The sequence below is a fragment of the Mesorhizobium sp. M7D.F.Ca.US.004.01.2.1 genome, from assembly GCF_003997785.1.
GTDB classification, from domain to species: Bacteria; Pseudomonadota; Alphaproteobacteria; order Rhizobiales; family Rhizobiaceae; genus Mesorhizobium; species Mesorhizobium loti.
On record NZ_RZRQ01000008.1, the window covers coordinates 37,754 to 51,829 of the forward strand.

The 14,076-nt window shown below is 62.9% G+C and carries 17 protein-coding genes; 15 read left to right on the forward strand and 2 right to left on the reverse strand.

Annotated features, from left to right (window positions below):
- Positions 1-150 precede the first annotated feature (150 nt).
- The 8 genes from ureC to EN993_RS03410 all read left to right on the forward strand — a co-directional run bounded on the left by ureC (position 151) and on the right by EN993_RS03410 (position 6,371).
- The gene (ureC, locus tag EN993_RS03375; RefSeq protein ID WP_164757525.1) at positions 151-1,866 is read left to right on the forward strand and encodes an urease subunit alpha; all 1,716 of its coding nucleotides are present in this window, start codon (positions 151-153) and stop codon (positions 1,864-1,866) included.
- Between the two features lie 92 nt (positions 1,867-1,958).
- Positions 1,959-2,552: a hypothetical protein gene (locus EN993_RS03380; protein WP_109667140.1), complete on the forward strand. Its 594-nt coding sequence runs from the start codon at positions 1,959-1,961 to the stop codon at positions 2,550-2,552.
- 44 nt (positions 2,553-2,596) lie between these two features.
- Positions 2,597-3,202, forward strand: coding sequence for a glutathione S-transferase family protein (locus EN993_RS03385; RefSeq protein ID WP_127262384.1), 606 nt, complete (start codon positions 2,597-2,599; stop codon positions 3,200-3,202).
- A complete protein-coding gene (ureE, locus tag EN993_RS03390) occupies positions 3,199-3,783 on the forward strand; it encodes an urease accessory protein UreE (RefSeq protein WP_127262385.1) in 585 nt (194 codons plus the stop codon). The genes EN993_RS03385 and ureE overlap by 4 nt, the downstream gene beginning before the upstream one ends.
- Positions 3,776-4,447 carry an urease accessory protein UreF gene (locus tag EN993_RS03395; RefSeq protein ID WP_164548548.1) on the forward strand — a complete coding sequence of 224 codons (672 nt, stop codon included), beginning with the start codon at positions 3,776-3,778 and terminating at the stop codon, positions 4,445-4,447. The genes ureE and EN993_RS03395 overlap by 8 nt, the downstream gene beginning before the upstream one ends.
- A complete protein-coding gene (locus EN993_RS03400; RefSeq protein WP_127262386.1) occupies positions 4,444-4,884 on the forward strand; it encodes a DUF3995 domain-containing protein in 441 nt (146 codons plus the stop codon). Before EN993_RS03395 ends, EN993_RS03400 begins: the two co-directional genes overlap by 4 nt.
- Positions 4,881-5,522, forward strand: coding sequence for an urease accessory protein UreG (ureG, locus tag EN993_RS03405; RefSeq protein ID WP_127262387.1), 642 nt, complete (start codon positions 4,881-4,883; stop codon positions 5,520-5,522). Before EN993_RS03400 ends, ureG begins: the two co-directional genes overlap by 4 nt.
- Before the next feature lie 81 nt (positions 5,523-5,603).
- Complete coding sequence (locus EN993_RS03410) at positions 5,604-6,371, forward strand: class II aldolase and adducin N-terminal domain-containing protein (RefSeq protein ID WP_127262388.1); 768 nt, start codon at positions 5,604-5,606, stop codon at positions 6,369-6,371.
- Positions 6,372-6,375: 4 nt separating this feature from the next.
- On the opposite strand, the gene EN993_RS03415 is transcribed toward EN993_RS03410, so the two are convergent.
- Positions 6,376-7,008: an HAD family phosphatase gene (locus tag EN993_RS03415; protein WP_109667154.1), complete on the reverse strand. Its 633-nt coding sequence runs from the start codon at positions 7,006-7,008 to the stop codon at positions 6,376-6,378.
- A 257-nt stretch (positions 7,009-7,265) separates the two neighbouring features.
- Between EN993_RS03415 and EN993_RS03420 the strand changes: the two genes are divergently transcribed.
- Positions 7,266-8,225 (forward strand): sugar-binding transcriptional regulator, encoded by a 960-nt coding sequence (locus tag EN993_RS03420; protein ID WP_109667747.1) that lies wholly within the window; start codon positions 7,266-7,268, stop codon positions 8,223-8,225.
- Positions 8,226-8,289: 64 nt separating this feature from the next.
- Here the strand turns inward: EN993_RS03420 and EN993_RS03425 are convergent, their stop codons facing one another.
- Positions 8,290-8,475 carry a hypothetical protein gene (locus EN993_RS03425; RefSeq protein WP_109667750.1) on the reverse strand — a complete coding sequence of 62 codons (186 nt, stop codon included), beginning with the start codon at positions 8,473-8,475 and terminating at the stop codon, positions 8,290-8,292.
- A gap of 110 nt (positions 8,476-8,585) precedes the next feature.
- Between EN993_RS03425 and gcvA the strand changes: the two genes are divergently transcribed.
- From gcvA to EN993_RS03455, 6 genes are all read left to right on the forward strand, one after another.
- Entirely contained in the window at positions 8,586-9,491 is a 906-nt protein-coding gene (gene gcvA, locus EN993_RS03430) for a transcriptional regulator GcvA (RefSeq protein ID WP_109667156.1), read from the forward strand.
- Between the two features lie 226 nt (positions 9,492-9,717).
- Complete coding sequence (locus EN993_RS03435) at positions 9,718-11,028, forward strand: sugar ABC transporter substrate-binding protein (RefSeq protein ID WP_109667159.1); 1,311 nt, start codon at positions 9,718-9,720, stop codon at positions 11,026-11,028.
- Between the two features lie 124 nt (positions 11,029-11,152).
- Entirely contained in the window at positions 11,153-12,025 is an 873-nt protein-coding gene (locus tag EN993_RS03440) for a sugar ABC transporter permease (RefSeq protein ID WP_109667161.1), read from the forward strand.
- 11 nt (positions 12,026-12,036) lie between these two features.
- Entirely contained in the window at positions 12,037-12,861 is an 825-nt protein-coding gene (locus EN993_RS03445) for a carbohydrate ABC transporter permease (RefSeq protein ID WP_127262389.1), read from the forward strand.
- 50 nt (positions 12,862-12,911) lie between these two features.
- A complete protein-coding gene (locus tag EN993_RS03450; protein ID WP_109667165.1) occupies positions 12,912-13,910 on the forward strand; it encodes an ABC transporter ATP-binding protein in 999 nt (332 codons plus the stop codon).
- A 2-nt stretch (positions 13,911-13,912) separates the two neighbouring features.
- The coding region (locus tag EN993_RS03455) for an SDR family NAD(P)-dependent oxidoreductase (protein WP_127262393.1) at positions 13,913-14,076 on the forward strand (164 nt) is incomplete at its 3' end.

The following is a 14,076-nucleotide window of genomic DNA, read 5'->3' on the forward strand; positions in this document are numbered from 1 at the left end:
GTCGGTTTGGGGTGACGCCCCAAGCTCAACCGCCAAATGGGATCAGAAGGTGTCGCCGAGCGGGTCATTCCATGACCATTGGATGGCGGCAATGTGCAGCCGGGCTTCAATCAAACCGCATTTTGGCAAACCGCATTTCGGGAGCAATCGCTGATGGCCAGAATTACCCGCGCCGCCTACGCGCAGATGTATGGCCCGACGGTCGGCGACAGAGTGCGGCTTGCCGACACCGAGCTGTTCATCGAGGTGGAGAAGGATCTCACCATCCATGGCGAGGAGGTGAAATTCGGCGGCGGCAAGGTGATCCGCGACGGCATGGGCCAGAGCCAGGTTTCCAGAGCGCAAGGCGCTGTCGACTCCGTGATCACCAACGCGCTGGTGGTCGACGCCAGCGCCGGCATCTTCAAGGCCGATATCGGTCTGCGAGATGGGCGCATCGCTGCGATCGGGAAGGCCGGCAATCCTGATACTCAAGATGGCGTCACCATCATCATCGGCCCCGGCACCGAGATCATCGCCGGCGAAGGCAAGATCCTGACCGCCGGCGGCTTCGACGCGCATATCCACTTCATCTGCCCGCAGCAGATCGAGGAAGCGCTGATGAGCGGCATCACCACCATGCTCGGCGGCGGCACCGGCCCGGCGCACGGCACGCTGGCGACCACCTGCACGCCGGGGCCATGGCACATGGCCCGCATGATCCAGTCCTTCGATGCCTTCCCTATGAACATCGGCCTGTCGGGCAAGGGCAATGCTTCGCTGCCTGCAGCACTCGAGGAAATGGTGCTGGGCGGCGCCTGTTCGCTGAAGCTGCACGAGGACTGGGGCACGACGCCGGCGGCGATCGACTGCTGCCTGTCGGTCGCCGACGACTACGACGTGCAGGTGATGATCCACACCGACACGCTGAACGAGTCCGGCTTCGTCGAAAACACTGTGGCGGCGATCAAGGGCCGCACCATCCACGCCTTCCACACCGAGGGCGCCGGCGGCGGCCATGCGCCTGACATCATCAAGATCTGCGGGCTGCCCAACGTCATCCCGTCCTCGACCAATCCGACGCGGCCCTACACGGTCAACACGCTGGCCGAGCATCTCGACATGCTGATGGTCTGCCATCATCTGTCGCCGTCAATCCCCGAAGACATCGCCTTTGCCGAAAGCCGCATCCGCAAGGAGACCATCGCGGCGGAAGACATCCTGCATGACATCGGTGCCTTCTCGATCATCTCGTCGGACAGCCAGGCCATGGGCCGCGTCGGTGAAGTTGCGATCCGCACCTGGCAAACCGCCGACAAGATGAAGCGCCAGCGCGGCTCGCTGCCGCAGGAAACCGGCAACAACGACAATTTCCGCGTCCGCCGCTACATCGCCAAATACACGATCAATCCGGCCATCGCGCATGGGCTGTCGAAGGACATCGGCTCGATCGCGGTCGGCAAACGCGCCGACCTGGTTCTGTGGAACCCGGCCTTCTTCGGCGTCAAGCCGGACATGGTGCTGATCGGCGGCATGATCGCCGCCGCCCCGATGGGCGACCCCAACGCCTCGATCCCGACGCCACAGCCAATGCACTACCGGCCGATGTTCGGCGCCTATGGCAAGGCCAGGACCAACTCATCGGTGACCTTTGTTTCGAAGGCAGCGCTCGAATCCGGCCTGCACGGCAGGCTGGGTGTCGACAAGCAGTTCGTCGCCGTCGAAAACACCCGCGGCGGCATCGGCAAGCATTCGATGGTGCTCAACGACGCCACGCCGCATGTCGAGGTCGACCCGGAAACCTACGAGGTCCGCGCCGACGGTGAATTGCTCACCTGCGAGCCGGCGACGGTGCTGCCGATGGCACAGCGGTATTTTCTGTTCTGAAGCGGCGATCCGACCGGGCGAGCATTATCCGTTGCAGCCCTTGGTGGGAGGCAGCAATATGCGGCCAACCAACAGCTGCATTGTGATCAAGCATGGCCACCGAAATCGCTTCCGCCCACGACATCTTCCCGCATATCCGCATCGTCATGGGCATGGTGATCGGGCTTGGCGTCGCCCGCCTGCTGTCGGGGGTGGCGCGCATCGTCCAGCATCCCGGCCAGTACAAGCTCTATACCGTGCATCTGGCCTGGGTCGTCTCGGTGCTCCTGATGCTGGTGCATTTCTGGTGGTGGGAGTTCGGCCTCTACGCCATCGAGACCTGGACCTTCGGCAAATACCTGTTCATCATTTTCTATGCGATCACGCTGTTCCTGCTCTGCGCGCTTTTGTTTCCCGATTCGATGCTGGACTACACGAGCTACGAGGATTTCTTCTATTCGCGCCGGGCCTGGTTCTTCGGCCTGCTGGCGGCGACCTACCTGCTCGACGTGGTCGACACGCTGCTGAAAGGACCGGAGCATTTCGCCCGCTTCGGCAACGAGTACCTGTTCCGCACGCCGGTCTTCGTCGCGCTCTGCATCGCCGCGATCCTGGTGCGCGATCGCCGCTTCCACATCGCCTTTGTCACGGCGGCGCTCATCTATCAGATATCGTTCATCCTGCGGCTCTTCGACACCATCGTCTGAGCGAACGCGATGGTCTAGGTTGTTCGGGAAAGGCAGGTTTGCGCATGTACAAAGCCGTTGGATCGCGTGGATCCCGGGTCAGCCGCGTTCTCTGGATGCTCGAGGAACTCGGGCAACCCTATGAATTCGTCGAGGTGAAGCTGCGCTCGCCGGAAGCCTACACACTCAACCCTTCGGGCAAGGTGCCGATCCTGATCGACGGCGAGCTGACGGTGACGGATTCGGCGGCGATCTGCGTCTATCTCGCCGACAAGCACGCGGACAAGGGCATGGGCGCCAATCCGGGCCTTGCCGGCCGCGCCGAGATGGATTCCTGGATGCATTTTGCCCAGAGCGAGTTTGAGGCGCCGCTGTGGAACAAGCTGCGCCACCGCTTCCTGCTGCCGAAGGAAATGCGGGTCGATGTCGGTCCTGCGGCGACCTATGACTTCGTCTCGGAGCTTAAGGCGCTAGATCGCCGGCTGGGCGACAAAACGTTTGCGCTGGGCGAGCGGTTTTCGGCAGTCGACGTGCTGTTGGGCGACATGGGCAACTGGGCCCGCGCCGGAAAATTCCCGATCGAGTCCGAGCGCGTCAACGCCTATTTCGACCGCGTGCTGGCGCGGCCCGCTCGCGCACGAGCGCAGGCTAACGGAGGCTCCATGAAATGAAGCTCAACCTCAACACCGACTTCACCAAATTCCCGCGCGCCATCTCGGTGCTGACCCCGGGCAACGCCGGAACCACCCTGCCGTCCGGCCGTGCCGTGCTCGCCCATGACGAGCGGCATCTGCGTCGCCGGGCCATCGAACTTGCCGACGGCAGCAAGGTGCTGGTCGATCTGCCCGAACCCGTCGCCTTGAATGATGGCGACCGGCTGGTGCTGGAGGATGGCGGCCATATCGAGATCATCGCGGCGCCGGAAGATGTCTACGACATCCGGGCTCGCGACAGCGTGCATCTGGCCGAGCTCGCCTGGCACATCGGCAACCGTCATCTTGCGGCGAGCATCGAAGCCGGGCGCATCCTCATCCTGCGCGACCATGTCATCAAGGCGATGCTGGAGGGGCTCGGCGCGACGGTGATCGACGTTTCCGAGCCGTTCAAGCCGGTGCGCGGCGCCTATTCCGGGCAAAGCCACGATCACGGCCATGCGCATGCCCATAACCACGCCGAAGCGCACAGCCATTCTCATAGCGAATCGCATTCCCATTCGCACAGTCATGCTGGCCACCACCACGACCATGACTGACCAGCCCTCGCACATCGCCCTGCTGCGGCTGATGGCGTGGTTGTCGCCTTCCTTTCCGGTCGGGGGCTTTTCCTACAGCCATGGCCTCGAGCGCGCGGTGCATGACGGGCTGGTTGCCGATGCCGAGAGTCTCGCCGGCTGGCTGGAAACGCTGGTCGAGATGGGTTCGGGCTGGAACGACGCCGTGCTGTTCGCTGAGAGCTGGCGCCGCGCACGCCACACTGGCGATCTCGATGAAATAACGGCACTCGCCGAGGCGCTGGCCGGCTCGCGCGAACGCCACACCGAGACCATGCTGCAAGGCGCCGCCTTCCTCAAAGCGGCAGCGGCCTGGTCAAATCCGGTGCTGGAGCGCTTGCCGGCCGAATGCGCCTATTGCGTTGCCGTCGGCGCCATTGCCGGCGGCAATTCAATTGCGCTTCAGAATGCGCTGTCCGCCTTCCTGCAGACCTTCTTTTCCAACCTCGTCCAGGCTGCGATCCGGCTTGGTGTCGTCGGACAGAGCGGCGCGACCATGTTGTTAGCCGGCTTCGAGCCATTGGCCCTGGCGACCGCAGCCCGCGCCGCGCGCTCGACACTGGATGATCTCGGCGGCTGCGCGTTCGTTTCCGATGTCATGGCGATGAAGCACGAAACCCAGTATTCGCGATTGTTCCGCTCATGATCCTTCTCGCCTTCTCGCTTTCGACCATCCTGCTGCTGATCACCGCCCTGCATGTCTATTGGGGCCTTGGCGGCATCTGGCCAGGCCAGGATGCGGCCTCCTGCGCTCGTGCCGTTGTCGGTTTTCGCGGCGTCGAGGAGATGCCGACGCCGTTCGCCAGTTTCGCCGTTGCCGCCTGTCTCGGCCTGGCGACGCTGTGGCCGCTGGCGCTCATCGGCTTCTTTGCTTCGCCCTTTCCCAAGGAGGGTCTCGCCGCCACTTCGCTGCTCATCGGGCTGGTGTTCCTGGGACGCGGCATAGCCGGTTTCACGCCATGGTGGCGGCGGCTGACGCCGGAACAGCCTTTCGCGCGGCTCGACCTGCGCTACTATTCGCCGCTGTGCCTGTTGATCGGGCTCGGCTTTGCCATCCTCGCCATCACAGAGTTTCCCGCATGACACAGACAAATGGCCCGCTGCGCGTCGGCATCGGTGGTCCGGTCGGTTCGGGCAAAACGACTCTGACCGAAAAACTGTGCAAGGCGCTGCGCGACGAGTTTTCTATCGCGGTCGTCACCAACGACATCTACACCAAGGAAGACGCCATGATGCTGGCACGGCTGCAGGCGCTGCCCGAGGATCGCATCATGGGTGTCGAGACCGGCGGCTGCCCGCACACCGCGATCCGCGAGGATGCCTCGATCAATCTGCAGGCGATCGCCGAGATGAACAGGAAATTCCCGGATCTCGACATCGTCTTCATCGAATCCGGCGGCGACAACCTCGCCGCCACCTTCTCGCCCGATCTCGCCGACCTGACGCTCTATGTCATCTCGGTTTGCCAGGGCGAGGAGATCCCGCGCAAGGGCGGGCCAGCGATCACCCGCTCCGATTTCCTGGTGATCAACAAGAGCGATCTCGCTCCTTACGTGAACGTCAACCTCGATGTCATGGAGAGTGACGCCGGTCGCATGCGCGGCAAGCGGCCGTTCGGCTTCACCGATCTGTCGCGCGGCAAAGGGCTGCAGGAGGTGATCGATTTCATCGTCGAGCATGGCGGCCTGCGAGCCGGCGCTGCTGCCAGCACGGTTGCATGAGATAGCCATCCCTGCACCAACCAAAACCGGTTGCGGGCATGGGCTGGTCACGGCATTCTTGCCAAAACCGGAGGAATTTCGATGAGCATCGCCCGCCTGCAAAAGGAAACGCTGACCAACCTGCCCTTCTATGAGGAGCGCGTCGATCTTGCCGCTGCCTTCCGCTGGACGGCGCGGCTCAACATGCACGAGGCTGTCGCCAATCATTTCTCGCTAGCCGTCAATGACGACGGCACGCAGTTCCTGATGAATCCCAACCAGGTGCATTTCTCGCGCATCAAGGCGAGCGACCTTTTAATGATCGATGCCAACGACCCGGATACGCTCTCAGGCCCGGACGCGCCCGATCCGACGGCGTGGGGACTGCACGGCGCCATCCATCGCAATGTCCGCCACGCGCGCTGCGTCATGCATGTCCATTCGATCCACGCCACGGTGCTGGCATCGCTCGCCGACTCTCGCCTGCCGCCGATCGACCAGAATTCGGCGATGTTCTTCAACCGCCATGTCGTCGATGCGCATTATGGCGGACTGGCCTTCGAGGAGGAGGGCGAGCGCTGCTCGCAGCTTCTCGTCGATCCCAAGGTCAAGGTGATGGTGATGGGCAATCACGGCGTGCTGGTCATCGGCGATACGGTCGCCGATGCCTTCAACCGCATGTTCTATTTCGAGCGCGCCGCCGAGACCTACATCAAGGCGCTATGGACCGGGCGCCCGCTGCGCACGCTGTCCGATACTATCGCCGAAAAGGCGGCAAGCGAGATGGACGACTATCCCGGCCAGGCCGAACGCCATCTCAGCGAGCTGAAGGCGATCCTCGACGAGCAGGAACCGGTCTACCGGAATTGATGGCCTACAGGCCTAGTTCTGCCCGGAGCTGATCGGCGCTGTTGATGACGACGGCGCCGGGCGGGCCTTCCATCGGCGCTTCCGGCCAGAAAATCGTCTTCATTCCCGCCGCCAGCCCCGCCATGGCGCCCGGCCAGCTGTCGTCGATGGCCACGGCCTGCGCGGGATCGACATCGGCTAGATAGGCGGCGCGCAGGAACGGCTCGGCATGCGGCTTGCCTTCGCGCACGTCGTTACGGCTGATCGTCTTCATGCCGGGGTAGGTCAGGCCGACCATGCTCAGATTGGCGTCGACGATCATCCGGTCCGAATTCGAGACCACGGCCTGCGCCACGCCCCTTTCGCGCAGCTCATTGAAGATCTCGATCGCACCGGGACGCGGCTGCAAGCGCTCGACCAGCGGCAGATAGTGCTCGTATTTGCGCACGATCCAGTCGTCGAAGGGCAGATCCAGGCCGAACTCGTCGCGCATCATCTCGTAGACCGGCCAGGCGGCAACGCCCAGCACGCGCTCATGCAGATCATCAGGCGGCACGAGGCCGACATTGCGCATCGCGGCCACCAAGGCTGCCTCGTGCAGCGGTTCGCTGTCGACCAGCGTGCCATCCATATCCCAGAAAACCGCTTTCGGTGTCATGCAGCGCTCCTTTTTGCGATCCCTTAAAGGGTTTGAGCCGGGAGATAAACCTTCGGGATCGAAGAACCGGCCGCCTACCGGGACCGCAACCGCGCTTCTTTGCCTGACACCGACATCTTGGAAGAAGGAAATTTGGCCCCGCCTGCGCCGGCGGGCGGCAAGCAATTGCCCTGGAGATTGACAATTGCGCAGCGGGCCGTTCCCTGCGAAAGTGGGCGTGGGCCGCTCTCATGACCGGCGGTTTCGGGAGGCAGGACGTGAATACCCGGCAGGATGGTGGCAGCAACAGGCTGGACGACGCGGCGCGCGCCGGCTGGCTTTATTATGTTGCCGGCAACACACAGGACCAGATTGCCGCCACGCTCGGCATCTCGCGGCAGACAGCGCAGCGGCTGGTATCACTGGCGGTGTCCGAGGGCCTGATCAAGGTTCGCGTCGATCATCCGATCGCCAACTGCCTTGATCTGGCGGCACGGCTGAGATCGCGCTTCGCGCTCGATCTGGTCGAAGTGGTGCCGAGCGATCCGAATTCATCCTCTACGACGATCGGCATCGCCGAGGCGGCTGCCGCCGAGATCGAGCGGCGGCTGCGGTCACCGACCCCGATCGTCATGGCGATCGGCACCGGGCGCACGCTGAAGGCGGCGATCGAGCAGCTGCCGCCGATGGAATGTCCGCAGCACAAGGTGGTGTCGTTGACCGGCAACATCTCGCCGGACGGCTCGGCCGCCTTCTACAACGTCATCTTCACCATGGCCGACAGGGTCAAGGCGCGCTCCTTTCCGATGCCGCTGCCGGTCATCGCCTCATCGCCGGAGGAGCGCGAGATGCTGCTCAACCAGCCGATGATCCAGCCGACGCTGGCGCTGGCGGCCGAGGCCGACGTCACCTTCATCGGCATTGGCGATCTCGGCCCCAAGGCGCCGCTCTATGAGGACGGCTTCATTTCGGAGAGCGAATTGAAGGCGCTGCAGAAGGCCGGCGGCATTGCCGAGATCGTCGGCTGGGTGTTCGACCGCGAAGGCCGCATGATCGAGGGCATTACCAACGACCGGGTGTCGTCGGCTTCGCTGCCGTCGCGCGAAAAATCGCTGGTCATCGCATTGGCGATGGGCGAACGAAAGCTGCCGGGCATACTGGCGGCCGCCAACCGGCGGCTGATCAATGGCCTCATCACCGATGAGCGGACCGCCGCTGCCCTGCTGGCCAGCGTCTGACGGGGTCGCCTTTGTTTGTGGGGCATGGCAGCTTAGCAACAGATTTGCGATAAAGTCAGCCGAGCTATCTGTGCCGGCCGAAAGGGTCGTTGCCATCGAGGAAGCCGAGGTCGCGCTGCAGATGCGGCGACAGATCCCTGACGTCCAGATGTGCCCTCCTTTTTATCGCGAACCAGCCAAATCCGTCCGTGAGCCACGAAATCCAACGATGATCCGGGGTGGGAGTGCATTTTTGCTGCGCCATGGTCATGATCGTCAACCTCCGCTATCCTGAACCCGAATGATGGGTTGATGCTGTATGTCGGTCTTGCCGGCCGCCTTAGCCAATCGAACATTGATCATGGCCCATAAGGAGGCCTTATGCCTGACCTCAGCTCGCGACAGGTTTCGCAACTCCCCCCGTTGCAGGCGATCAGGGTGTTCGACGCGGTGGCGCGGCATCTTTCCTTCACCAAGGCCGCCGGCGAACTCGGCATGACGCAGGCAGCGGTCAGCTATCAGATCAAGGTGCTGGAAGAGCGCGTCGGCTCACCGCTGTTCCTGCGCCGGCCGCGCCAGATCGCGTTGACCGAGGCCGGACAACGTCTGGCGCCCGCTGTCGGCGAAGCCTTTGCCATTCTTGGCCAGGCCTATGCCGCGGCGCGCGCCGGCGCCGACGGGTTGCTGTGCGTCACCACCGTGCTGACCTTTGCCTCGAACTGGCTGGCGCACCGGCTGGGATCGTTCCAGATCGCTCATCCCGCACTTGCCGTGCGGCTCGAGACGTCGAGCCGCCTGACAGACTTTGCCCGCGAGGATACCGATATCGCCATCCGCTCGGGCGGCGGCAAATGGCCTGGCCTGGAGGCACACAAGCTGCTCGATGCCGATTTCACGCCGATGCTGAGCCCGAAGCTCGCGGCAAGCATCGGTGGCGTCAACGAACCGGCCGATCTCCTGCGGCTGCCGATCCTCGATCCCGGCGACATCTGGTGGACGGAGTGGTTTTCGGCGGCCGGCGTGCACTCGCACGATCTTGCCAGACGACCCGGCAGCAGCATGGGCGCGCAGGCTTATGAGGCCAATGCGGCAATCGCTGGCCATGGCGTGGCGATCCTGACCAGGGCGCTGTTCAAGGCGGAACTCGCCGACGGCCGCCTGATCCAGCCTTTCGACCTGGTCGGCGACGACGGCCACGCCTACTGGCTGGTCTATCCCCAGGCGCGCCGCACCGTGCCGAAGATCCGTGCCTTCCGCGACTGGCTGCTGGCCGAGATCGCCTGCTGACGGCAAGCCGTCCGGTACCGCACCAAGTCCGCAAACCCTTCCGCTATCGTCACCTGATGTCCCGGCGACGGGCGAGGCTCACGCTGGCAATTTCCACACGTTCCCGGTCCGAGGCGTCACCGAGTGCTGCGCTGCAGCATCGAATCCGACTTGACATAATTCATGCCAAGTGAGTAATTGCCCAAAGCCAAGGCAAATGCTCATCTTGGTTCAAGGGAGGAATTTGATGAAACTTCGCACGCTCACCCTGGGTCTGTTGTCGGCCAGCGCTCTTGCGTTTGCCGCACACGCCGAATCCATCACCATCGCCACCGTCAACAATGGCGATATGGTCCGCATGCAAAAGCTGACGGAAGACTTCACCAAGGCGAACCCCGACATCCAGCTCAACTGGGTTACGCTTGAAGAGAACGTGCTGCGCGAGCGCGTCACCACCGATATCGCCACCAAGGGTGGCCAGTATGACGTGATGACCATCGGCACGTATGAAGTTCCGATCTGGGCCAAGCAGAGCTGGCTCCTGCCGCTCGACAAGCTCGGCGACGACTATGACGCCAAAGACATCATCCCGGCCATCGCCGGCGGCCTTTCGGTCGACGGCAAGCTTTATGCCGCGCCGTTCTACGGCGAAAGCTCGTTCGTCATGTACCGCAAGGACCTGATGGACAAGGCCGGGCTGAAGATGCCCGATGCGCCGACCTGGGACTTCATCAAGCAGGCCGCCGACAAGATGACCGATCGCGCCAATGGCGTGAACGGTGTGTGCCTGCGCGGCAAGGCCGGCTGGGGCGAGAACATGGCCTTCCTGACCGCCATGTCGAACTCCTTCGGCGCCCGCTGGTTCGACGAGAACTGGAAGCCGCAGTTCGACCAGCCGGAATGGAAGAACACGCTGCAGTTCTATGTCGACCTGATGAAGGCCGACGGCCCCGAGGGCGCGTCCTCCAACGGCTTCAACGAAAACCTGGCGCTGTTCCAGCAGGGCAAATGCGGCATGTGGATCGACGCCACCGTCGCTGCGTCCTTCGTTTCGGACCCGAAGAACTCGACCGTCGCCGACAAGGTCGGCTATGCCTTGGCGCCGGACAATGGCCTGGGCAAGCGCGGCAACTGGCTGTGGGCTTGGTCGCTGGCGATCCCCGCCGGCACGCAGAAGGCTGATGCCGCCGAGAAGTTCGTCTCCTGGGCGACCAGCAAGCACTATGCGGAACTGGTCGCGTCGAAGGAAGGCTGGGCCAACGCTCCTCCCGGAACGCGCACCTCGCTCTACGCCAATGCCGAGTACCAGAAGGCGGCTCCGTTCGCCAAGATGACGCTGGACTCCATCAATGCCGCCGATCCGACGCATCCGACCGTCAAGCCGGTGCCCTATGTCGGCGTCCAGTTCGTCGCCATCCCTGAGTTCCAGGGCCTTGGCACCACCGTCGGCCAGCTCTTCTCGGCAGCTCTTGCCGGCCAGTCGAGCGTCGACGATGCCCTGAAACAGGCCCAGGACGCTGCCACTGCGGCAATGACCGAAGGCGGATACATCAAGTAAGGCTCCTCCCGGTGCCGAATGCCGGTCGCCTCCTTGACCGGCAACGGCCGCCCGAGTTCCCAGTTCGGGCGGCCGCCTTTAACGCCTTTTGAAAATTCAGTCTGACCAGTGAAGGGTGACCGTCATGGCTACTCAGCAGACCCGTTCGCTTGCCCGTTTCATGATGGCGCCATCCGTGGTGCTGCTGTTCGTCTGGATGATTGTGCCGCTGGTCATCACCATCTGGTTCTCCTTCCAGCAGTACAATCCGCTCAATCCGATCCGCGACGGCTTCGTCGGCTTCTCGAATTACGCGCTGTTTTATTCCAACCCGGCCTTCCTGCAATCGATCCTCAACACGCTAACCCTGGTGATCAGCGTGCTTTTGATCACGGTGATCGGCGGCATCCTTCTGGCGCTTCTGATCGACCAGCCGATGTGGGGCCAGGGCATAGTCCGCATTCTCGTCATTTCGCCGTTCTTCGTCATGCCGCCGGTGGCTGCATTGGTCTGGAAGAACATGATCATGCATCCGCAATATGGAGTGTTCGCCGATATAGCGCGCTTCTTCGGGGCTCAGCCGATCGACTGGTTCGGGCAGCATCCGATGCTGGCGATCATCATCATCGTCGCCTGGCAGTGGCTGCCTTTCGCCACACTGATCCTTTTGACCGCATTGCAGTCGCTCGACGGTGAGCAGAAGGAAGCCGCCGAGATGGACGGCGCCGGCTTCATCAGCCGCTTCATCTATCTGACGCTGCCGCACATGTCGCGCGCCATCACGGTCGTCATCCTGATCCAGACGATCTTCCTTTTGTCGGTCTATGCCGAGATCCTCGTCACCACCAATGGCGGCCCGGGATACGCTTCCACCAACCTGCCCTTCCTCGTCTACCAGAAGGCGTTGCTGGAGTTCAAAATCGGCCAGGCATCCGCCGGCGGTGTGATCGCCGTCATTCTCGCCAACATCGTTGCCTTCTTCGCCATGCGCGCCGTCGGCAAGAACCTAGACAAGTAAGGGAGGATACGATGGCACGCTCAGTCACCACCCAGCACAAGACGATCGCGACAGTTGCCGCCTGGATCGTCGCCCTGCTCATCTTCTTCCCGATCCTCTATACGATCATCACCTCGTTCAAGTCGGAGCAGGAAGCCATCCAGGGTTTCAGCATCATCCCATCGGGGACATTCGAGAGCTATTCCGAGGTTCAGGCGCAGAGCGGCTACTTCAAGTTCTTCTTCAACTCGGTGCTGCTCTCGGTCGGCTCGACCATCCTGGCCTTGCTGGTCGCCATACCGGCGACATGGTCGATGGCCTTCTCGCCGACCAAGCGAACCAAGGACATATTGATGTGGATGCTGTCCACCAAGATGATGCCCGCGGTTGCCGTGCTGTTCCCGATCTACCTGATCTTCCGCGACACAGGACTGCTCGACAGCCGCATCGGCCTGATGATCATGCTGATGCTGATCAACCTGCCGATCGTGGTGTGGATGCTCTACACCTACTTCCGCGAAATACCGGGCGAGATCCTGGAAGCGGCCCGCATGGACGGCGCTTCGCTGTGGAACGAGATCGTCTATGTGCTGACGCCGATGGCGGTGCCGGGCATCGCCTCGACAATGCTGCTCAACATCATCCTGGCCTGGAACGAGGCGTTCTGGACAATCCGGCTGACGACCACGGAAGCCGCACCCTTGACCGCCTTCATCAGCTCGTTCTCAAGCCCGCAAGGCCTGTTCTGGGCCAAGCTTTCGGCCGCCTCGACACTGGCCATCGCGCCGATCCTGATCATGGGCTGGTTCAGCCAGAAGCAGCTGGTGCGCGGCCTGACATTCGGTGCGGTGAAGTAACGGAATTTGCCTGAAGCAATCGGCGAAAATAACCCCTCGGGGAGGAAACCATGGGAAACATCACGCTCAAGAACGTCTCCAAATCCTTCGGAGCGACGTCCATCATCCCCGGTCTCGACCTGGTGATCGAGAATGGCGAGTTCGTCGTCTTCGTCGGCCCGTCGGGTTGCGGCAAGTCAACGCTGCTGCGCCTGATCGCCGGCCTCGAGGACACCAGCGGCGGCTCCATCAACATCGACGGCCGCGACGTCACCGGCGAGGCACCGGCCAAGCGCAAGCTGGCCATGGTGTTCCAGTCCTACGCGCTCTATCCGCACATGACGGTGGCCAAGAACATCGGCTTCCCGCTGAAGATGGCCGGCGAAGACAAGGCGACCATCGACAGAAAGGTGGGAGACGCGGCGCGCGTGCTCAACCTGACCAACTACCTCGAACGCCGGCCCGGCCAACTCTCCGGCGGCCAGCGGCAGCGCGTCGCCATCGGCCGCGCCATTGTGCGTCAGCCGACCGCCTTCCTGTTCGATGAACCGCTGTCCAACCTCGATGCGGCACTGCGCGGCACCATGCGGCTGGAGATCAGCGAGCTGCACCATCAGCTCAAGACGACCATGATCTACGTCACCCACGACCAGGTCGAAGCCATGACCATGGCCGACAAGATCGTCGTGCTGAACGCCGGCAACATCGAGCAGGTCGGCTCGCCGATGGAGCTCTACAAAACGCCGAAGAACCTGTTCGTCGCCGGCTTCATCGGCTCGCCGAAGATGAACCTGATCGAAGGCGCGCCGGCTGCCAAATACAGCGCCAAGACCATCGGCATCCGTCCCGAGCACCTGGAGATCTCGACCACGGCGGGCGAGTGGAAAGCCACCGTCGGCGTTGCCGAACATCTCGGCTCCGACACCTTCCTGCATGTCCAGGCCGATGGCGTCGGTCCGCTGACGGTGCGCGCCGACGGCGAACTCGCCGTCCATCATGGCGACACCATCTATCTGACGCCCGACAAGGCCAAGCTGCATCGCTTCGGTGCCGACGGAAAGGCAATGTGAGCATGCGACTGGCTGGCAAATCCGCGCTGATCACAGGTTCGGCCCGAGGCATCGGCAGAGCTTTCGCCGAAGCCTATGCCGGCGAAGGCGCCACCGTCGCCATCGCCGACATCAATCTCGAGGCTACGCAGAAGACGGCAGCCGAGATTGGCGGTAAGGCCTATGC